General features: G+C 70.3%; 15 protein-coding genes and 1 pseudogene. 10 read left to right on the top strand and 6 right to left on the bottom strand.

The window, feature by feature from the left end; translation table 11 throughout:
* Positions 1-92 precede the first annotated feature (92 nt).
* A complete protein-coding gene (locus AB5L52_RS03470; protein ID WP_351577943.1) occupies positions 93-314 on the top strand; it encodes a hypothetical protein in 222 nt (73 codons plus the stop codon).
* Positions 315-440: 126 nt separating this feature from the next.
* Positions 441-983 carry a DUF1707 domain-containing protein gene (locus AB5L52_RS03465; protein ID WP_351577945.1) on the top strand — a complete coding sequence of 181 codons (543 nt, stop codon included), beginning with the start codon at positions 441-443 and terminating at the stop codon, positions 981-983.
* Positions 984-2,029: 1,046 nt separating this feature from the next.
* Here the strand turns inward: AB5L52_RS03465 and AB5L52_RS03460 are convergent.
* Complete coding sequence (locus AB5L52_RS03460) at positions 2,030-3,379, bottom strand: DUF4157 domain-containing protein (RefSeq protein ID WP_369362595.1); 1,350 nt, start codon at positions 3,377-3,379, stop codon at positions 2,030-2,032.
* A 622-nt stretch (positions 3,380-4,001) separates the two neighbouring features.
* A complete protein-coding gene (locus AB5L52_RS03455; RefSeq protein WP_369362593.1) occupies positions 4,002-5,333 on the bottom strand; it encodes a hypothetical protein in 1,332 nt (443 codons plus the stop codon).
* Between the two features lie 529 nt (positions 5,334-5,862).
* On the opposite strand from AB5L52_RS03455, the gene AB5L52_RS03450 reads away from it, so the two are divergent.
* Positions 5,863-6,063, top strand: a complete 201-nt coding sequence (locus tag AB5L52_RS03450; RefSeq protein ID WP_369362591.1) for a DUF3375 family protein — start codon at positions 5,863-5,865, stop codon at positions 6,061-6,063.
* 46 nt (positions 6,064-6,109) lie between these two features.
* On the opposite strand, the gene AB5L52_RS03445 is transcribed toward AB5L52_RS03450, so the two are convergent.
* Positions 6,110-7,582 carry an FAD-dependent monooxygenase gene (locus AB5L52_RS03445; protein ID WP_369362590.1) on the bottom strand — a complete coding sequence of 491 codons (1,473 nt, stop codon included), beginning with the start codon at positions 7,580-7,582 and terminating at the stop codon, positions 6,110-6,112.
* A 105-nt stretch (positions 7,583-7,687) separates the two neighbouring features.
* Between AB5L52_RS03445 and AB5L52_RS03440 the strand changes: the two genes are divergently transcribed.
* A complete protein-coding gene (locus AB5L52_RS03440; RefSeq protein ID WP_369362589.1) occupies positions 7,688-8,299 on the top strand; it encodes a TetR/AcrR family transcriptional regulator C-terminal domain-containing protein in 612 nt (203 codons plus the stop codon).
* A 296-nt stretch (positions 8,300-8,595) separates the two neighbouring features.
* Here the strand turns inward: AB5L52_RS03440 and AB5L52_RS03435 are convergent, their stop codons facing one another.
* Both AB5L52_RS03435 and AB5L52_RS03430 read right to left on the bottom strand, forming a co-directional pair.
* Positions 8,596-8,736 carry a hypothetical protein gene (locus AB5L52_RS03435; RefSeq protein ID WP_351026236.1) on the bottom strand — a complete coding sequence of 47 codons (141 nt, stop codon included), beginning with the start codon at positions 8,734-8,736 and terminating at the stop codon, positions 8,596-8,598.
* Positions 8,737-9,153: 417 nt separating this feature from the next.
* A complete protein-coding gene (locus tag AB5L52_RS03430) occupies positions 9,154-9,597 on the bottom strand; it encodes a MarR family transcriptional regulator (RefSeq protein WP_351026238.1) in 444 nt (147 codons plus the stop codon).
* Positions 9,598-9,716: 119 nt separating this feature from the next.
* Here AB5L52_RS03430 and AB5L52_RS03425 point away from each other — a divergent pair, with 119 nt between their 5' ends.
* Together AB5L52_RS03425 and putP are read left to right on the top strand one after the other, a co-directional pair.
* Complete coding sequence (locus tag AB5L52_RS03425; RefSeq protein ID WP_351026239.1) at positions 9,717-10,121, top strand: nuclear transport factor 2 family protein; 405 nt, start codon at positions 9,717-9,719, stop codon at positions 10,119-10,121.
* A 356-nt stretch (positions 10,122-10,477) separates the two neighbouring features.
* Positions 10,478-14,062, top strand: a complete 3,585-nt coding sequence (gene putP / locus AB5L52_RS03420; RefSeq protein WP_369362588.1) for a sodium/proline symporter PutP — start codon at positions 10,478-10,480, stop codon at positions 14,060-14,062.
* Positions 14,063-14,152: 90 nt separating this feature from the next.
* Here putP and AB5L52_RS03415 read toward each other — a convergent pair.
* A pseudogene (locus AB5L52_RS03415) lies at positions 14,153-14,299 on the bottom strand (IS5/IS1182 family transposase); the annotation flags it as partial.
* A 123-nt stretch (positions 14,300-14,422) separates the two neighbouring features.
* Here AB5L52_RS03415 and AB5L52_RS03410 point away from each other — a divergent pair.
* The 4 genes from AB5L52_RS03410 to AB5L52_RS03395 all read left to right on the top strand — a co-directional run bounded on the left by AB5L52_RS03410 (position 14,423) and on the right by AB5L52_RS03395 (position 19,631).
* Complete coding sequence (locus tag AB5L52_RS03410; RefSeq protein WP_369362587.1) at positions 14,423-15,520, top strand: integrase core domain-containing protein; 1,098 nt, start codon at positions 14,423-14,425, stop codon at positions 15,518-15,520.
* Between the two features lie 288 nt (positions 15,521-15,808).
* Positions 15,809-16,954: an ROK family protein gene (locus AB5L52_RS03405; RefSeq protein ID WP_369362586.1), complete on the top strand. Its 1,146-nt coding sequence runs from the start codon at positions 15,809-15,811 to the stop codon at positions 16,952-16,954.
* Positions 16,955-17,256: 302 nt separating this feature from the next.
* A complete protein-coding gene (locus AB5L52_RS03400; protein WP_369362585.1) occupies positions 17,257-18,588 on the top strand; it encodes an ABC transporter substrate-binding protein in 1,332 nt (443 codons plus the stop codon).
* 53 nt (positions 18,589-18,641) lie between these two features.
* On the top strand, positions 18,642-19,631 hold the full coding sequence (locus AB5L52_RS03395) for a carbohydrate ABC transporter permease (protein WP_369362583.1): 990 nt from the start codon (positions 18,642-18,644) through the stop codon (positions 19,629-19,631).
* Position 19,632: the final 1 nt, after the last annotated feature.

Genomic DNA, 19,632 nt, shown 5'->3' with positions numbered 1-19,632 from the left:
GATGCAGGTCCCCGCCCCGTCGCGGATCTCCATCGCCTGGCGCGACAAGGGACGACCACCTCCACACGGGCGCCCGCACTGGGCTCGCCCGGTTGCTGAAGGACGCCCACACCGAGCCGTACGCCACGGGAGAGGTCGGCTGGCCGCCCTGGCGGACCTTCACCGCTCACCTCGCCGACCCACAGCTGACCATGGCCGGGCTCCGCCCAGACCTGTTGGCCATCGGCCACTCCACCGCCACCACGGCCGCCGTCCTCCAGCAGGACGGCACGCTCCTCGCCGACCGGCCCGACTCCCCGTCCCCAGTGCTGTGACCGGATTAGGTTCGCCGGATTGGACGATCAAGGTCCTGGTGACGAGCAGCCGCCTCCCCATCGGATGCCTTGCCTCCCACGGGCCTTGGCGCACACGCATCGCGGGCACGGCAGTAGGGTGAAACGGTGGCCCCCTCACCGGAAGAGACGCCGCCGCTGATCGGCGAAGACGACCGCAATGCAGCCGTACAGCGCCTGCAGGAGGCGTACGCTGAAGGGCTCATCTCGCACGGGGAACTGGACGAACGCCTCCGCCAGGTGCTCACCGCCAAGGCACACAGCGAGGTCGTGTCGGCTCTCGCCTCACTTCCGGAGGAGCACCCGGGCACCACGTCAACAATCGCCGCCGCCAGCGGACGGATCCGGCGACGAGGCGTATGGCGGGTGCCTCGGTTGCTCAAGGTCGAGTCCGCCTACGGAAGGGTGCGCCTGAATCTGTCCCGGGCGATCATCGAGCATCCGGTCGTCGACATTGAGCTGCAGCTTGGAACCGGCGGGGCCAGAATCACGGTGCCTCGCGACGCAGTCGTTGACTCCGAGGGTTTGCGCACTGAGTGGAAGGACGTGCGCTACAAGGCCCCGCGGCGTTCCCGCCCCGGCGGACCGAAGATTCGAATCTCCGGGACCATGGGATTCGGACGATTGAAGATCCGCCACGCCCGGCGTTGAGGCTCCGTCCGGCACCACGACCACACCTACGGCACTTTGTCACCGCTGACAGCTGGCGCCGTAGCGACATGAGCTCGCGGGTTGGTCAGGCAACGGCTTTGAGAGGCTGTCCTCCCCAGCGGATGACATAGAGCCGCCGGCCTCTACGCTCAGGTGCCCGGGCGGGGAGCGTGACGGCTCCCGCCCGGACACCCGGCTTTCCGGCCCCTCCCGGCCCGGCATCTCACCCGGTCAACGACCCGACGCCCCGTAGGCGACGGCCTATCAGGATGCTGGCCTCTCCGTACCCCGTCCGGCACCGCCTGGGAGACCTGCGCGTCCGGCGCCGTACGGTGCACGCGGTGCCCCGGACTCCGCGCGGGACCGGAGTTATCTAGGGCCTCTGGGAAGCGACAGGCAAGTCAGGGATGTAGCCGATTTCGTACATGCCGTACGGGTATCCAAGGGGGCGTCAAGCACGTACGGCAGGTTCGTGACACAGGCCGATCGCCCAAACTCAGCCCGGGCGGAACAAGTTGGCAGAATCGGCCCCGCCGCAGTCAGGAACGCGGCGGCACTTCATCCCGGCCTCCCTGTTGCTGCTGGCCCCAGAACCCTGCCGGGCCGTCGCGCCCGGCAGCGGCGGGACCCCACCCAAGACCTCGTCCGGCATGGCGTCGAACAGGCGTCCAGGAAACGCTTCGGTTGCAGCGTTTCCGGCCTCGACTGGGACATCGGTACCGTGACTGACGCCAAGCCGGTGATCACGGCCCCGGCGAAGTTTCGAGGGTGGTGACGCGGTTCGCGTACTCGCGGCGGGCTTTGCGTTGTGCCGGAGCCGCCGCAGTGCCGTCGAAGGGCTGGCAGCGGTCGAGGAGTGGCGGTGGACCGCGGGCACGGCAGTGATGCCCGCAGCCGGTCAGAGACCTTCCGCCGAACTTCCCCGAGGCCGTGATCCGCGACGCGGTCGGAACCGGCCCCGGATGCGTCATCGCCCTCGGTGAGGTCGAGTTTTACCAGCGCGGCCGACCCCGCTCCGGTCGGCGATCGCCCAGCGTCCGCTCGGCTCAAGTCATGGTGACCACCGAGTACCTGTCGTTCGCGGAGCTGTCCCACGAGACGTGGACCCGGCAGCGCACCGGCTGGCCGGTGGCGGTGAGTCCGTTGGCCGCGATGGCCCCCGACGGGTCGGACAGGGTGCTGTACAGGCCCCCGGCGGGCGCGGCCCCGCCCCGGGTGAATCCCAGAGTGCCCGGCGCCGCAGTAGTGGGGTAGAACATCGCGTCCCCCGTGATCGTGTAGGTCCCCCGCGTGGTGTCCTTGCGTTTCCTTCCCGGGATGATGGAGGGCAGGCCGAAGGTGTCCTCCGCGCCGTCGGAGACGTTGCCCTGCGCGTCTACCTCCCACAACTCCCAATAGCGGCCGACAGTGGCGTGCACGGTGGAGTTCCTCGCCGTGACGTAGGCGTCGATGGCCGTGCTCGGCAGGGCGGTCCATGCCGCCCCGTCCCACTGTTCCACGGCGAAGACCCGGTTGATCTCCTGGATGATCACCCCCTGCTGAGGCGGGTTGACGCTCAACGCCCGCCTGCGTTCGAAACCGCCGCACTCGCCTTCCAGATCGTCCCCCGCAAGGTGCGTGAAGGCGGCCTGCGTCGCGACCGGTGCAGCAGTGGTGGTCGCCGCGGGAGCACGCTGAATCGGCGCCCGCGAGTGGTCCTCCGTCCGCGAACCCCCGAGCGGCACCGGGCCGGACCCCGGGAAGGGCCGGGCCACCGGCGCGGGCAGCGGGCGGCGCAGAGCCTCGGTGGCATTCGCCTCGGCCGCGCGCTCGAAGCGGTCGGAGGGGCTCGACACCCGCAGTCCCGATCCGATCTCGGTGCCGGCCACCGGGCCCTGCCGCTGCTGGATCACGTGAGTCAGTTCGTGAGCGAGGGTGTGGTCGTCCGAGCCGCCGCGGCCGAGCACAACGTGGTCGCCCGAGGTGTAGGCGCGGGCGCCGATCTCGGCCGCAGACCGGGCGGCCGGGGCGTCATCGTGGACGCGCACGGCACGGAAGTCCTCCCCCAGGCGCGATTCCATCTCGGTGCGCACCGGTTCGGCCAGCGGCCGGCCCGGGGAGCGCAGGACGTCGTGCACGGCGGAGCGCTGCACCGGTGCGGTCTCGGCCTCGGCCTCCGCGCCGGTCGCGGCATCCCGTCCGCCGCCAGGGGGGCGGTGGGCGTGCCGCTGTTGCTGGATCATCCGGGCGACCGCTGCGTTGCCGACGGTGGTCTGGAGGAACAGAGCCGTCTCCGGAGTCATCGGTGCGTCCGCCCGGACCTTCTGATCCGTGGCGGACGGCCGGGCAGCGGTCCGGCGGTCGGGCGCCGTGCGCGACGTCGTGTCGTTCCGCGGGTTCTTCGTGCGCTCGTGCACAAGCCCTTCCCTTCGCCGCGGCACCCGCGCCACACGGATGCCCGTGGCCACGCTTACCAGGCACCGTCGCGGCGGAGCAGGGCTGCGAGTGCACACCGCGGGACACTCTCCGTGCCCGGCAAGGTCGCCGACTTCCTCCGCACCACCGAGCTGGAGCCCACCGAGCGGGCCGCTCTCGACCAGGGGGTGACCGTACAGCGAGGTCAGGGCTACACCCTGCGCGTCACGGCTGTGCCGGCGGTGATGCCCGCAGCCGGGCAGAGATCTTCCGCCGAACTTCGCCGCAGGGCAGACCGTCTGTGCTGGACGCCCGTGATCACCGGCTTGGCGTTGACCGCGGTACCGATGTCTCGAGGCCGGTTTCCAGCGCCACGGCCGAACAGGGGTCCAGAAAGCGTTTCGACCGAAACACTTTCTGGACCCCTGTTCGAGGCGCACTTGCCGGCACGCCGGCACCTCAGACACCGCGGTAGGCGACACTGGACCGGGTCCGGCAGGGAGGGCACAGGCCCGTGACGGCCTCGCCGGACCAGCACGCACCCGGCAACGAAGGGGAGGCCCCGCCCAGTGAGTGGTGTGCATCGTGAAATCGCAGGTCACGGGTCTGGGGAGGATGTGCCGGTCAATCGGCGGCGCGGGCCGACCGGCGCCGGATGACGGCATAGAGCCCGCCGCCGACCGCGAGCAGGACCGCGGCGGCCCCGGCGATGGCCAGCGGGTCACCGGCACCCGTCCGCGCGAGAGCCCCGGACGGTGAACTGTCCGTACCCTGCGCGGATGTGCTGTTCGCACCAGCGCCGCTGGTGCTGGTCGAACCGCTGGCGGAGGTGCCCGTGCTGCTGCCGCCCGTCGACCCGCCGGTGCCCTGGCCGTTGCCGCCGTGGTAGCGGTCGTTCGTGAAGAGCAGGCCCTTGGGGCTGCTCAGCTGCAGGAACGTGCTGATCTGGCCGGACTTCAGGTCCAGGGTGCCGAGCACGCCCTTGAGGGAGTCCGAGTCGCCCGGGACGGAGGTGAAGGCCTGGCCCGGGGCGAAGTGACCCGTGATGGCGAGGATTTTGTTCGCCTTGCTGTCGACGACGTAGAGGGTGCCGGTCGTGGTGGTGGCGAAGGCGGTGTCGTCGACCTGGGTGGTGAGGTTCAGCACCGAGGGGACGTGGCCCCGGCCGATGTAGATCTGCTGCTTGTCGCCCTGGCTGTCGAGGAGGAGGTCGCCGCCGGCGCCGGGGACGAGCGCGGGTACCTTCTCGCTGGAGTCGGGGTCGGAGAGGTTGAGCTTGGTGCTCTTGCCCGTTACGCGGTCGGCGGCGGTGGAGTTGTCGTTCAGCACCGGGGTCAGGGCGATCGTTCCCTCCTTGCCCGCGGCGCCCTGCGTGAACCTGCCGGTGTAGAGGGCGGGCTTGCTGTAGGTGGTGCCGTTGGCCTCGGCCGCGGGGGCTGAGGCCGTGAAGTAGATCTTGCCGTCGGCCGCGAGGACGCTGTCGGTGCCACCGCCGTGGGTGAGCCCGGTGTAGGCGTAGTGGTGCACCTGCTCCGCGGCCGAGCGGGACGGCGCGATGGTGTAGGCGCTGGAGTTCCCGTCCTCGTTGACCGTGGCGATGACGCGGTCACCTTCGGGGTCCGCGCCCATGCCGTCGACCTTGCCGGTCAGCGGCCAGGAGGCGACGACCTGGCCAGAGAGCGTGTACTCGTAGACCGTGCTCTTGGTGGCACCGCTCGGCGCGGGCTTGCCGTCGGAGCCCACGCCGTTCTGGTACGCGATGAAGAGGTGGTCGCCGAGACGGGCGATGTCGTCCGGGCTGCTCTGGCCCGACGGCCCCGTCACGAACTGGTGGACAGTGAAGCCGGAAGGAGCGGAGGCCTGCGGGGTAGCAGGCGCCGCGTATGCGGGCAGCGGGCCCGCCATTCCGGCGGCGGCCAGGGTGGCGGATATGGCGAGGGCGCGACGAATGGACATGTAGACGTTCCTAGGGCTGGCCGGAATCGAGCCTTCGCAGTCTCCGTGCGCGCTATGGCGCCCAGGCAACCGCACGGCGAACAGTGAGTACCTCAAGGAAGACCCGACCGCGCACCGGCCGTGCGGTTCCAAGCGGCGGGCAGCGGCGTCTCCCGTCGCCTCAGGCGCATCCCAGCCGTATTCGCTCGTCGAGGCGGTGGTAGACCGGCCGCAGGTCGAGGGGCCATTACAGATCCCGCCCTGCTGGGCGACTTGTTCACCCACCAAGTTGACGAACACCACCTGCAGTTCGTCCGGCCGGCAGACACCGACCGTATGGAGTGGGCCACCTGAGGGCAGTCGCTTCCTCGGCATGGTGCACGCCGAGCCTGACGAAAACGGGCCATGGTGGCGGGTAGGCGCTACCGCCGAGCGGCACCGTGATCTCGACGCCGCAGTGTGCACGCTCCGGCGTTCGTAGCGGTCTCGCAGAATCGCCCCCGTGCCACTTGCCTTACTTGCCTGAATACACGATGGGCTGCTGGATGAGGTGCTGGGCAGCCGCGAGAGCATCGCGGAGTCGGACCAGGGCCGGACCTTCCAGGCGTTCTACGACTTCCTGCTCGCGCCGAGCCGTCACGCACGCCTCCAGCCTTCGGTCGGGAGGTGCTCCGCCTTGCGATGCACGCACGGATGGGGGTGCCCCCGCTGGGGCTGGAGGAGTCGCACGCTGATCCGGCCTGGTCCGTGAGAGAGGGGCGCCGCGCGGGTCCGGCGGGTGGGCTCACCGAGCTCGCTCAGCGGCACAAGGTGCGCAGGGCGGTGAGGCAGTCCGCGGCCCGGTGTTGCGGGTCGGTGTCGGTGCTGGCCCAGGCGATCCGGGCGTCCGGTCGGATCAGAGCGGCGGTGACGTCCCGCCAGATCGGATCCGCTGCTTCGGTGTTGACGGTGGCTGTCCGCTGTTCCAGACCGCCTGCGGAACACGGCGTCCGCGTTCCGCCGAGGTCCAGCAGCAGTGGCCGGCCGTGGTGCATCATCGGGTGGGCGGTGGGTGCGTCGGCCGTGTCCAGGGTGAGGCCGGCCAGTCGCGTGCCGTTCAGCGGATGCGTGCCGGGTGCGGCGTCGGCGGGGAGCGGTTCGTCGAAGCCGGCGATCCGGCGGGCCCACTGGCGGTTGGTCTGCGGTTCGGCCAGCGCGGCGGACCAGACCTCGCGCAGCGCGATCTGCTCCGGGCTCGCCGCGGCGAACAGGGCGAGCTGCGCGCGGGTGTTGTCGATGACGGCGCGGCCGGCCGGCCGGCGCTCCGTGTCGTAGCTGTCGAGCAGTCCGTCGGGCGCCCGGCCCTGGAGGGTGGCGGCCAGCTTCCAGCCCAGGTTGGTGGCGTCCTGGATGCCGAGGTTCATGCCCTGCCCGCCGGCCGGGAAGAACATGTGCGCCGCGTCCCCGGCCACCAGCACCCGTCCGGCTCGGTACCTTGCGGCCTGGCGGGTGGCGTTGCCGTAGCGCGACAGCCACCGGGGGTTGCGGATGCCCAGGTCCCGTCCCAGTAGCGTACGGGTCTGCTCGCGCACCTCCTCCAGAGTCAGCGGTTCGCCGGCGCCGTAGTGCATGGTCGCCGTGGAGAGGCCCGCCAGCCGGTGGACGCCGTCGCCGATCGGGGCCGCCAGGAACGAACCGGCCGGCCCGGTGGCGGCGAGCGGCGCGGTGGGCGGATTGTCGAGTTCGACGTCGGCGAGCCACCCGGTCAGGGTGGTGTCCTGACCGGGGAAGTCGATGCCGGCCGCCTGGCGCACCGCGCTGCGGGTGCCGTCGCAGCCCACCACCCAGCGGGCCCGCACGGTCCGGTGGGTGCCGCCGGCCCGGATCACCACCTCGACGGCGTCCGAGTCCTGGGTGAGCGAGACGACCTCCTCCCCTCGCAGCACCCGGGCGCCCACGGCAACCGCGTGCTCTTCCAGGAGCTGTTCGGTGACGGACTGACCCAGCGCCAGCATGAACGGGTGCACCGCCCCGACTGTGGAGAAGTCCAGCCGGGTGGTGGCCGCCCCGAAGTGGCCGGTCGGCACCGGGGTGCCGCGTTCGATGAACCGCTCCGCGAGTCCGCGGGTGGCGAAGGTGTCCAGCGTGCCGGCCTGCATGCCGACCGCGCGCGACCGTCCGTCCGGTGCTGCCCGGCGTTCCACGACGGTCACCTCCACCCCGTGCAGGCGCAGCTCCGCGGCCAGCCAGAGCCCCACCGGGCCGGCCCCGGCGATGAGCACGTCGAGCATGACAATCACTCCTTCTCATCCTTGTCCGTTGGACAAGGCTGAGCATGCCCTAGAGTTGTCCATTGGACAACAGGGGCGCGGAAACCGACCGGAGAGGCACATCGGATGGGTACGACACGGGGGGAGATCGTCGCCGCCACGCTCGCGGTGCTCGATGAGCAAGGTCTGGACGGTGTGACCATGCGAGCCGTCGCGGCCCGGCTCGGCGTGCAGCACAACACCGTCCGCTGGCACGCCTCCAGCAAGGGCCGCCTGCTCGAACTGGCCTCCGATGAACTCCTTGCGCACTGTCTCGACGAGCCGCTACCCGAGGCGTTCCCCGACCGGCTCAAGGCGCTGAGCCACCGCTGCCGCACGGCGCTGCTCTCCCACCGCGACGCCGCCAGAATGGTCGCGGGCGTCTTCGCCGCCGAGCCCCGCACACTGCGCTACGCCGACACCGTGATCGCCACCCTGCTGGCGGCCGGCCACTCGCCGCGCACGGCGGCGTGGACCCACTGGACGATCTTCTACCTGACTCTGGGTCTCACCCAAGAACAGCAGGCCGCCCAGGAAACCGCACCGACCCTCCTCCCGGACCAGGCCCCGGCCGACAGCTACCCGGCCCTGGCCGAGGTCCTGCCGTACATCGGCCCCGACAACTTCGACCAGCGATTCGAATTCGCCCTCGACTTGATCATCGCCGGCCTTCCCCGGGCCGAGGGGCCAGTCGGCTAGCGGTCGTGAAGAAGAGTTCCCGCTGGACGGACGTCCGGCGGGTCTCGGTCAGGTCCAGCAGCCCCGCACAGAGCGGGGTACGGCGCCGCTTGCAAGCCGGCCGGAGCATGTAGTCGGTCGGCGCACTCGGGTGTGCGACGGGGGAGCGTCCAGGCAGGCCGCCCCACGAGCCGAGCGTGAAGAAACACGACCGCAGTGAGTGCAGCGTGGCTCGTGATCGCCGCGCATCCTCGAATCACCACCCCCTGTAAGAGTCGCAGCCAACGATGTCTGACCTCGGAGATCGCCTGCGGCGGTCACATTTCGGTGAGACGGGTGATCACCGGCCGGGCGTCTTCCGGGGCGGTGGTCGGGCCGGTGTGGACGTCGGTGGCGATCAGTTCGGCGGCCGCGGCCGGTACCGGCGCCGGGATGGTGGCGATGCCCAGGTGGTGCATCTGGGCGGCGGCGCGTTCGCCCGGGGTGGCGGCCTGGTGGGCGGGTGGGGATCAGGGAGTGCAGGACGCGCGGCTGGGAGCTGGTCACTGCCTTGTTCTCCCGGCTCCGGCCAGGCTCTGGTGCCACATCAGATTTTGGTGGCCCGGTCGGCGACGGCCACCTCCTTGAGGCGGGTGGCGCACTGAAATCTCGGCCGATCTGGACTGGTGCGTGTGGATGCGATGTGCCGTCTCCATCGGATGGACAGGCAGAGAATCGACGCCCGGATTTCGCTCGGAGCTGCATGGTCGAGCCGGGCGGGTGAGGGGCCTCCCGGCGTTCCGGTGCGGCGGCGACGCGGCCGAGCGCAAGGCTCGCAACCCGGGTCGAGGCACCCGCCCGGAGCGGGTGCGATGGCGTCAGGTTCCCGTTCCGGATCAGGTGAAGGGGCCGTCGGTGACGAAGCGCTGGAGGTGGTGGGCGAAGGTGCGGGCATCGGCGGGCGGCCAGGAGGCCAAGGATGCCTCGATGTGCGCGGCGAGGCGGCGTCGGGTGACGTCCACGGTCTGCTGCCCGGCCTCGGTCAGCGCGAGCAGGGTGGCGCGCCGGTCGAGGGGGTCGGGATCGCGGTGCAGGAGGCCGGCGTTCTCCAGGCGGGTGGCGCGGCGGGTGACGCCGGAGCGGTCCAGGCCGATCTCGCTGGCGAGGTCGGCGGCGCTGCGCGGGCCGATGCGAGCCAGCCCGCTGAGGACGGGGTAGGTGGTCTCGTCCACGGCGTCGCCCAGACCCTCGGTCAGGCGTTGGTACAGCTGTGTCCGGGTATCGCGCTTGAGCAGCGCTGCCAGCGCGTCGGCGATCTCGTGTCCTACATCGTTCGGCATGCCCTCCAGACTAGCGTGCGCGGCGCACGCAGTCTGTAGTACTCTTCAGATGCGTGCTCGACGCACGCAAATCTCCGATTCGGGAACCCGTGTTCCCCGACCCTTCTGTGAGGACCGCCATGACCACCAGCGCCTTCCGTACCGACGTCGTCTCCGCCATGACCGACCTGCTCTTCACACCGGGGCTGGAGCTGTCCGAAGCCGTGGACCGGCACTTCGCCCCGGACTACCGCCAGCGCACCGACGGCCGTTGGGACGACCGGAGCGAGTTCACGACCCACATCGCCCACCTGCGCGGCATCGTCGCGAGTGGCTCGATCCGGGTGCTGGACGAACTCGTGCAGGGCGACCTGTACGCCGACCGGCACATCATCGATGTCGACAAGACCGACGGCTCCTCCGTCCGCATGGAGGTCTACCTCTTCGGCGAGTTCGCCGCCGACGGGCGCTTCCGGCGCATCGAGGAGACCACCCTGATGCTCCAGGGCGCCGACGGCGACCGCAACATCGGCAGCGCACGCTGACCGTGAGGGCGTTCATGAGCGGTTTCCGGTCAGGCCGACCAGCCCTCTGGTTGACCCTGGGTCCTGAACGGGATCTGTCGGCCTCGTCCGTGAGCCGCTCGTGAGCGGCAACCCGGCTTGCGTGACTTCAACAGAGCCTGGCCAGAGGCTCCTTCACTGTCCCATCCTGTGCGCCTGCCGTGCCGGTGATGGCGGTCCTCTTCGACCTCGGCGTGACGGAGTGCCCGTGTCGGCACCGGCGCGGGCGGCACCGGCCGCCGAGGGCGACCGGAATCTGTACATTTGTGCAGTAGGGATCGCGACTGTCAGTCGTGCGGTTGCAGTTCCGTGGTCATGAACCTCGCAGGCGAGGCAGTATGTCCGACTTGAGTGCGCCGATCGTGGCCACGTTCCTCGTGTACGTGGCTGTCATGATCGGAACAGGTGTCTGGGCCTACCGCCGTACGCACACCTTCGCCGACTTCGCCCTGGGCGGCCGCAGGCTCCCCGCGTTCGTCGCCGCCCTGTCCGCAGGGGCCAGCGACATGTCCGGCTGGCTGTTCCTCGCCTTCCCCGGAGCGGTGTACGCGGCCGGTGTCGGCGCCAGCTGGATCGCGGTCGGCCTGGTGCTCGGTACGTACCTCAACTGGTTGTTCGTGGCGCCGAGGCTGCGCACCTACACGGAGCGCGCCGGGAACGCGGTGAGCCTGTCGGCTTACCTGGAGGAGCGGTTCGAGGACCGCACACGGATGCTCCGGATGGTCTCGGCGGCGGTGACCCTCGTGTTCTTCACCGTGTACGTCGCCAGTGGACTGGTGGCCGGCGGGTTGCTTTTCGGGCACATCTTCGGCGCCGGTTTCCGGCTCGGGGTGGCCCTGACCGCCCTGGTGATCGTCGTCTACTCATGCCTGGGCGGCTTCCTGGCCGTGAGCCTGAGCCACGTCATGCAGGCCACGCTGATGTTCCTCGCCCTGCTCGTCCTCCCCGTCGTAGGTATCGCGACGCTCGGCGGCTTCGGTGCGCTTCGTGACTCCCTCAACAGCAAGACGCCCAGCCTGCTGGACATGGGTGTCAAGGTCGACTTCGTGAACGGACGGTGGTTGGGAGGCGGCGGGTCGCTCGGCGCCGTCTCGATCATCTCGTTGCTCTCGTGGGGCCTCGGCTATTTCGGGCAGCCGCACATCCTGGCCCGCTTCATGGGCATCCGCAGCACCAGTGCCGTACCCGCCGCCCGCCGTATCGAGACCGGGTGGGTGGTCGTGGTGCTGGCCGGTGCCACAGTGGTCGGCCTGCTGGGCATCGCGCAGTTCGGCACACCGCTCCATGACCCGCAGACGGTCTACATCGCTCTGAGTCGGACCCTGTTCAGTCCGTGGGGCGCCGGCGTGATGCTGATCGCGGTGCTCGCCGCGATCATCTCGACCGCGGACAGTCAGCTCCTCGTGTCGTCCGTCGCACTCACGGAGGACTTCTACCACGCGTTCCTCAAGCGGCGCGCCTCGGACCAGGCACTGGTGTGGGTGGGTCGCGCCGCCGTCGTCGCCGTGACCCTGGTGGCCTCTTTGATCGCGCTGAGGGGCGGCGGGCTACTGGGGATCGTGGGCTACGCCTGGGCGGGCTTCGGGGCCGCTTTCGGCCCGGTGGTCCTGCTCTCGCTGTACTGGCCGCGCATGACCTGGGCGGGGGCCATGGCCGGGATCGTGTCCGGCGCAGTCACGGTGCTCCTGTGGCGTGTGGTCAAGCCGCTGCACGGCCCCTTCTGGTCGGGCATCTACGAGATGATTCCGGGCGTCCTGGTCGCCACGCTTGCGGCTCTGATCTTCGGCAGGTTCGTCGGCCGGCCTCCGAAACGGGCCTTCTGGCGGATGCCGGGCGGCGGGGTGAGCCAGCTGATGCTCACCCCCTTCCTCAGCCACGCGCCGGTCGGCATCGCCGTTCTCGACACGGATCTGCGGTATGTCTGGGTGAACGAGCCGCTGGACCGCCAGATCTCGCTGAAGCGGCGGCTGGGGCGGCGGATGGCGGAGGTGTTGCCGCAGGCCGAGGCCGACGCCTTCGAGGAGAAGATGCGCGAGGTTCTTCGGACCGGTGCGCCGGTGATGGACTTCGAGTACCGCGGCGCCGGCTACACGGTGCACGACCGTGGCCGCGCGATCTCTGCCTCCTTCTTCGCGATGAAGGACCGCCACGGCCGGACCGTGGGCGTCTGGTACATGATCATCGACGTCACCGAGCGATGGCGGGCGCAGGAACGCCTCGCCCTGCTCAACGACGCCGCTGCCCGCATCGGCAGCACCCTTGACGTGACCCGGACCGCGCAGGAACTGGCCGACGACGCGGTACCGGCCGTCGCCGACTTCGTCGCCGTCGACCTGCTGGACTCGGTCACGAGGGGCGAGGAGCCGGCACCCGGGCCGGTCGGGATGTCGCCCGTCATCCGCCGAGCGGCCCAGCAGTCGGTTCGTGAGGGCTGTCCCGAGGCGTCACTGGCCGTGGGGGAGACAGTCCAGCGTGCCCCCTCGTCCCCCGTGACCCGCTGTCTGCTGGAGAGCAGGACCCTGGTCGAACGGGTCCTTGACCGTACCGACAGCCCGTGGGTGACCGTGGACGAGACGCTGGGCGCCTCGTTCCTGGACTACGACTTCCGCTCGGTGATGGTGGTCCCCGTGCGGGCGCGCGGCGTCACCCTGGGGGTGGCGACGTTCGCCCGGTCCCGGCGGCTGGGCCCCTTTGAGGACGACGACGTCCGCCTCGCCGAGGAACTCGTCTCCCGTGCGGCGGTGTGCATCGACAACGCACGCCGTTTCACCCGTGAGCGCACGGCGGCCCGTTCCATGCAGCGCTACCTGTTGCCGCAGGACCTGACGGGAGGGTCCGCTCTCGCCGTGGCCTCGTGGTATCTCCCGGCGGATGCCCCCAGCGGTGTGGGCGGCGACTGGTTCGACGTGATCCCGCTCTCCGGAGCACGCGTCGCCCTGGTCGTCGGAGACGTGGCCGGACACGGCATCAACGCGGCGGCGACCATGGGGCGCCTGCGCGTCGCGGTACGCACGCTCGCCAACCTCGACCTCTCCCCGGACGAACTGCTGGCCCGTCTGGACGACCTGGTCATCGGCCTCATGGGCGCGCACGATATCGATACACCGTTGGCGGCCGAGGGCGAGGCGACGGGTAGCGCGTTCCTGGGCGCCACCTGCCTGTACGCCGTCTACGACCCGGTCAGCAGGCGGTGCACCATGGCCCGAGCAGGTCACCTCCCACCGATGATCGTCGCTCCCGACGGCGCCGCCGACATTCTGGACCTGCCCGCCGGACCACCACTCGGCCTCGGCTACCTTCCGTTCGAGTCCATCGAGACCGAGCTGGAAGACGGCAGCCTCATCGCCCTCTACACCGACGGCCTGATCGAGTCCGTCGACCGGGACATCGACGTCGGGCTCTCCCGGCTGGGCGATGCCCTCGCAACGCCCCTGCCGACCCTGGCGGAGACCGGCCGGCGAGTCATCAACAGCCTGCTGACGGGTCCGCCTGCCGACGACGCGGCCCTGCTCCTCGCCCGGACCCGTGTCCTGGCCCCGGACCGCGTCGCCTCCTGGGACCTGCCCACCGACCCGGCTGCCGTCGCGCACGCCCGCGACCTCGCGGCTCAGAAGCTGACGGAGTGGGGCATCCACGATCTCACCTTCACCACGGAACTCATCGTCAGTGAACTGGTGACCAACGCGATCCGCCATGCGGCCGGACCGGTCTGCCTGCGCTTGATCCGGGATCGCGGCCTGATCTGTGAGGTCTCCGACGCCAGCAGCACCGCGCCACGGCTGCGTCACGCGCGGACCACCGACGAGGGGGGACGGGGCCTCCTGATCGTTGCCCAGATGGCCCGCCGGTGGGGCACTCGGTACACGAAGACCGGCAAGATCATCTGGACTGAGCAGGTGATTGCGGCTGACGCGATCGGATAGGCCACGGCTAGTGTCCTGGTCCGAAAAATAGAACCGGTCAGGGCGGCGTCCTCAGAGGGCGTTTGATCTAGGCGTATTGCCCTGTATGTCCTAGTAGGTCCCTCGCCAGGTTGGCGTGGCCTCGTCCGTTATGCGCCTGGCGAGGTTGTCGATCGAGGTGATGTGGATCATGGCTTCGGAGCTGGTGCTGAGAGTTTCGTAGTCGCGGGCGAGGCGCCTGTGGAGCATGAGCCTGCCCTTGCCGGAAACTTCGTCCGTGCAGGTGAGAGCGGTATGCGGGTTTTGCGGGTCTTGACACTCCCGGTCGGTTGGGCCGGTGCTCTGGTGCGCGTGCCGGACGCTGCGGGAACATGATCGGCCGTGCTGCTGCGACTGGCTTACCTGGGCGTGACGAACGCGTTCGCCATGCTGCGCCTGCTGCCGATGAGCGACCGGGACAAGGACGTGGAGATTCTGGTGCTGCGCCATCAGATTGCGATGTTGGAGCGGCAGCTGGGCGGGAGCAGGCCGCGGTTCGAGCCGGGCGATCGGGCGTTCCTGGCGGCGTTGCTGCACCGGCTCCGGCGGGATGTGCTGCGTCGGTTGCGGTTGTTGGTGCGGCCGGACATGGTGTTGCGATGGCACCGTGACCTGGTCGCGCGCCGCCATGCCGCCGGGTCCTGGCCCAAGCGCCCGGGCCGGCCGCGCACCGTGCACTCCATCCGCGTCCTGGTGCTGCGCCTGGCGCGCGAGAATCCCGGCTGGGGCTACAGGAGGGTGCACGGCGAGCTGCTCGTGCTGGGGATCGAGGTGGCCGCATCCACGGTATGGGAGATCTTGAAGGAGGCCGGGATCGACCCGGCGCCCGAACGGAGCTCCAGTACCTGGGGCGACTTCCTGCGCTCCCAGGACGATGCCCTGCTGGCCTGCGACTTCTTCGAGACGGTCACCCTGACCGGAGTGCGGCTGTACGTGTTCGCCGTCATCGAGCACGGCAGTCGCCGGGTCCGCGTCCTGGGCGCCACTGCCCACCCGACCGCGTCCTGGGTGGTCCAGGCCGCGAAGAATCTCGTGATGGACCTGGAGGACGAGGGCTATCGGGCAAGGTTCATGATCCGGGACAGGGACGGCAAGTTCCCCGGGATGTTCGACGCCATCTTGAAGGACGTAGGGATCGAGGTCGTGCTCAGCGGGGTCCGGATGCCGAGAATGAACGCGATCGTGGAGCGGTGGGTGCAAACGTGCCGACGCGAGCTGCTGGACCGGACCTTGATCTGGAACCAGCGGCACCTGCTGAACGTCCTGCGTGAGTTCGAGCAGTTCTACAACGGACACCGCCCGCATCAGGGCATCGCGAACGCCCGTCCGCTCTACCCATTGCCCGCCCCGATCGCCGATCCGGACCAAATAGCCCGCCTCGACATACGAAGACGCGATGGCCTCGGCGGCATCCTTCACGAGTACGAACACGCCGCCTGACCTGCACGGACGGAGATATCGGCAAGGGCAGCGTCTTGGTGCCGCCCGCGTCGATGCCGACCAGGACGGGTGCGGACTCCTGCACAGGATCTCTTTCGTCGGTGCCCGGTGCTGCGACGGTGGGCGAACCATGCCTGGACGAAGGGGAGTTGGAGTGGTCGGGAAGCCCCGGGACGGGCCTCGGGCGGAGTACGGCAGGCGAGTGCCGTGAAGTTCGTTAGGAAGTTAACTAACGGAGTAGAGTGCGTCAAGAGTCGGAGTCCGTCCTCGCTACCCGGGGGGAGAACCGTGGAACACGACGTGGAGGCGGCGCCCCGGCTGTCCGAGAGCGCGAGCGCGGTCTTCGCCGTGCTCGCCCGGGCGGCCAGCGCGACCCGCCCCCAACTGGCAAGCCTGGCCAGCCTGTCCAAACCGACGGTGTCCGTCGCCGTCGCGGAGCTGGAGAGCGCCGGCCTCGCCGCCCACTCCGGTACGGCGTCCAGCGGCACCGGCCGCACCGCCGCCGTCTACCGGCTCGGACCGGACGCCGGCGCCGTACTCGCCGTCGACCTGGGCCCGGACCTCACCCGGGTACGGGGCTGCGCCCTCGACGGAACCCTGCTGGCCGAGGCCACCGGGCCCCGGGCGGATGCCGCCGGCGCCGTACGCGAGGCCCGCCGCGCACTGCCCGCCGGTACCCCGCTGCGCACCATCGTCGTCGCCGTCGGCGATGTCACCGCGCGGGCGGCGTCGGGCACCGGGATGCGTCCGGCGACCGCCAAAGCGGGCCCGGTCTACGACGCCATGGCCGTCGCACTGCCGCCGGCGGTCCCCGTTCACCTGGAGAACAACGTTAACTGCGCCGCCCTGGCCGAACTCCACGAAGGCGCCGCCCGCGGCCGCGACACCTTCGGCTATCTGCGCGTCGGCGTGGGCGTCGGACTCGGCGTCGTCATCGACGGCCGGGTGCTGCGCGGCGCGAACGGCGCCGCCGGCGAGCTGGCCCGTCTGCCCTACCCCTGGGACGACGGCCGCGAGCCGCGCCTGGAGGCCCTGGAGGAGTACATCGGCGCCGCGTCGCTGCTGCGGCGGACCGCGGCGGCCTGGCGGGACGCCGACGGCCCGTGCCCGGCCACCACTGAGCGGCTGTTCGCCCTCGCCGGCGAGGGGAGCGCCCCGGCCCGTGCCGTCGTCGCCCGCCATGCCGCCGACGTGGGCCGGCTCGCCGCCGCCGTGGCCGCCGTACTCGACCCGGGACTCATCGTGCTCGGCGGCAGCACCGGCGCGGACCCTCAGCTCCTGCCCGGCGTGCGGGCCGAACTGGCCCGGCTGAGCTGGCCCACCGAGGTGGTCAGCAGCACGGTCGGCGATGTCGGCACCGTCGTCGGCGCGGCCCGGCTCGCGGTCGCCCGCGGTGTCCGAACCGTGACCGAGGCCGCGCGGCGGAAGGATTGACGGCCTCCGGGTCGCTCTGCCAATGTCCGGACAAGCGCTTTCTAGGCCGGTCGGGACACCGGCCTGGGGTGGCATCCGGGCCGTGCGCGACGTACGGCGCGGCGCACGAGGGCGTGCTCGTGCGGCACCGGCCGCCAGGCGGCCGGGGATCCCACCCGTACCAAGGCGGCGCGGCCGGGCGAGGCCGCTCCCGCAAGGCGCACGTTTCCCGAGCAACGCACCCGTGCCACACGACCGCACGCCCGCACCCGGGCCGCGGCGACCGGCCGGGGCTCCGTCACGCACCCTTCAGGGAGGACCCGGTGGGTCACCAGATCTCGCGCAGAACCCTCTTCCGCACCGCGAGCGGGCTCGCCGTCACAGGCGCCCTCGGCCCCGCGCTCACCGCCTGCGCCGGCGGCACCGGCGCGGGCAGCGACCACGGCAGCCTGACGATGACCTGGTGGGGCAGCGACGAGCGGCACGCCGCCTACCAGAAGGCCCTCGCGACCTTCGGGAAGAACAACCCGAAGATCAAGGTGGAGACCCGGTACTCCGGCTACGACGGCTACTTCGACAAGTTCAACACCCAGGTCGCCGGCGGCAGCGCCCCCGACCTGCTGCAGATGGACACCGCGCTGGTCGCCCAGTACGCCCGCAAGGGCATCCTCGCCCCGCTCGACTCGTACGTCGGCAAGTCCCTCGACCTGACCGGCTTCTCGAAGACGCTGCTCGCCGCCGGGACCGTCGACGGCAAGCTGTACGGCGTCCCGTCCGGCATCGGCGTCAACCAACTGACCGTCAACCGAAGCGGCCTGGAGAGACTCGGCCTGAAGCTGCCCGGCCGCGAATGGACCTGGAACGACCTGAAGAAGATCGCCACCGATGTGTACCGGAAGAGCGGCGGCAGGATCTACGGCGTCGACGACGGCGGCGGCTCCACCCTCCAGTGCTTCGAGATCTTCGCCCGCGAGAAGGGCCAGCCCTTCTTCTCCGACGACGGCAGGAAGCTCGGCTTCACCGCCGACACCCTCCAGGAGTGGTGGGAGTTCTGGACCGGCATGCGCACGGACCACGCCTGCCCGCCGCCCGCGATCACCTCCGCCGCGCACAACGACCTCACCAAGAACGCGGTCGTCATCGGCAAGGCCCTGTTCACCTTCGACTCCGGTGTCTACGGCGCCGGCGGCTCGATCACCGACGCCCAGCTGGACTTCCTGCCCACCCCGCAGGGCGACTTCGCGGGCGCCCGCGAAGGCAACTTCGTCAACGGCGGTGTGCTGCTGAGCGCCACCAGGGCGAGCAAGAAAGTCGCCGACTCGGTGAAGATCATGGACTTCTTCGCCCAGGACCCCACCGCCATCAAGGACATGCGGCTGCTGCGCGGCATCCCGCCGACCGAGAAGGCCCGTTCGCTCATCTCGGCCGGGCTGAACGACACCGACAAGCGGAACATGGCGATGGCCGACTACCTCTCCCGGCGGGTCACGAAGGCGAGCGACGCGCTGCCCGCACCCGTGCCCCCGCCCCAGGGCGCGAACCGGATCTGGGACCTGCTGTTCCAGTCCAACCTGGCGGTCGCCTTCGGCAAGAAGACCATCAAGGCGCAGCTGAGCGAGTTCTTCGACCAGGCGCAGAACATCCTCGCGGGCTGACCGCCCGCCCCAGCACAGTCCGGCACCCGGAGAGGGCCAGGGAGACGATGAGCATGACCACTGCCAGGAGCGACGCGGCCGTGGGGGAGGAGCCGGCGGCCCCGGCGAAGCCCGCCGGCCCCGCCGACCGGCGCGAGCGCGAGCGTCTGCGCCGCCGTGCCGCCAGACGGCGCGGCGGGGGATGGTGGCCGTACGTCTTCCTGGCCCCCTGGTTCGCCGGCCTGTTCGGGCTGACGATCTACCCGATGCTGGACTCGCTGTACCTGTCCTTCACGGACTTCGACCTGCTGACGCCCGCGCGGTGGATCGGCGCCCGGAACTACACGCACATGTTCTCCGACGACCCGGTCTTCTGGGACTCGGTGCACGCGACCCTGCTGTACGTCGCCGTCTCCGTCCCGCTGAAACTGGCGCTCGCGCTCGGTGTGGCCCTGCTGCTCAACCGGCCGCTGAAGGGGATCGGCGTTTACCGGGCCGCCTTCTATCTGCCCTCGCTGCTCGGCGGGGCGGTAGCCGTCGCGATCGTCTGGCGGCAGGTGTTCGGCGGGGACGGGCTGTTCAACGACTTCCTCGGCTGGTTCGGGATCAAGGGCCAGGACTGGATTTCGAGTCCGGACACCTCGATCTACACGCTCATCCTGCTCGCCGTCTGGCAGTTCGGCACGCCGATGGTCATCTTCCTGGCCGGACTGAAGCAGCTGCCCAAGGACGTGTACGAGGCCGCCGCGATCGACGGCGCCGGAACGCTCACCCGGTTCTTCCGGATCACCCTCCCGCTGCTCACCCCGATCGTCTTCTTCAACCTGGTCCTGCAGATCATCGACGGGTTCAAGACGTTCACCCCCGCCTACGTCGTGAGCAACGGCACCGGCGGACCGCTCGATTCGACCATGCTGTACTCCCTCTACCTCTACAAGAAGGGCTTCACCGACCTCCAGATGGGCTACGCCTCGGCGCTCGCCTGGGTGCTCTTCCTGGTCATCGCGGGTTTCACGGCGGTCAATTTCGTCGCCAGCCGTTATTGGGTCCACTACGACGACTGAG

The organism is Streptomyces sp. CG4, assembly GCF_041080655.1.
Taxonomy (GTDB): Bacteria; Actinomycetota; Actinomycetes; order Streptomycetales; family Streptomycetaceae; genus Streptomyces.
This window is presented reverse-complemented; position numbering and strand designations above follow the sequence as displayed.

Coding starts and splice junctions, on each gene's coding strand:
- AB5L52_RS03440 (WP_369362589.1), top strand. CDS start 7,688: ATGGGTACGACACGGGGGGAGATCGTCGCCGCCACGCTCGCGGTGCTC.
- AB5L52_RS03445 (WP_369362590.1), bottom strand. CDS start 7,582: ATGCTCGACGTGCTCATCGCCGGGGCCGGCCCGGTGGGGCTCTGGCTG.
- AB5L52_RS03395 (WP_369362583.1), top strand. CDS start 18,642: ATGACCACTGCCAGGAGCGACGCGGCCGTGGGGGAGGAGCCGGCGGCC.
- AB5L52_RS03455 (WP_369362593.1), bottom strand. CDS start 5,333: ATGTCCATTCGTCGCGCCCTCGCCATATCCGCCACCCTGGCCGCCGCC.
- putP (WP_369362588.1), top strand. CDS start 10,478: ATGTCCGACTTGAGTGCGCCGATCGTGGCCACGTTCCTCGTGTACGTG.
- AB5L52_RS03430 (WP_351026238.1), bottom strand. CDS start 9,597: ATGCCGAACGATGTAGGACACGAGATCGCCGACGCGCTGGCAGCGCTG.
- AB5L52_RS03425 (WP_351026239.1), top strand. CDS start 9,717: ATGACCACCAGCGCCTTCCGTACCGACGTCGTCTCCGCCATGACCGAC.
- AB5L52_RS03435 (WP_351026236.1), bottom strand. CDS start 8,736: ATGCACCACCTGGGCATCGCCACCATCCCGGCGCCGGTACCGGCCGCG.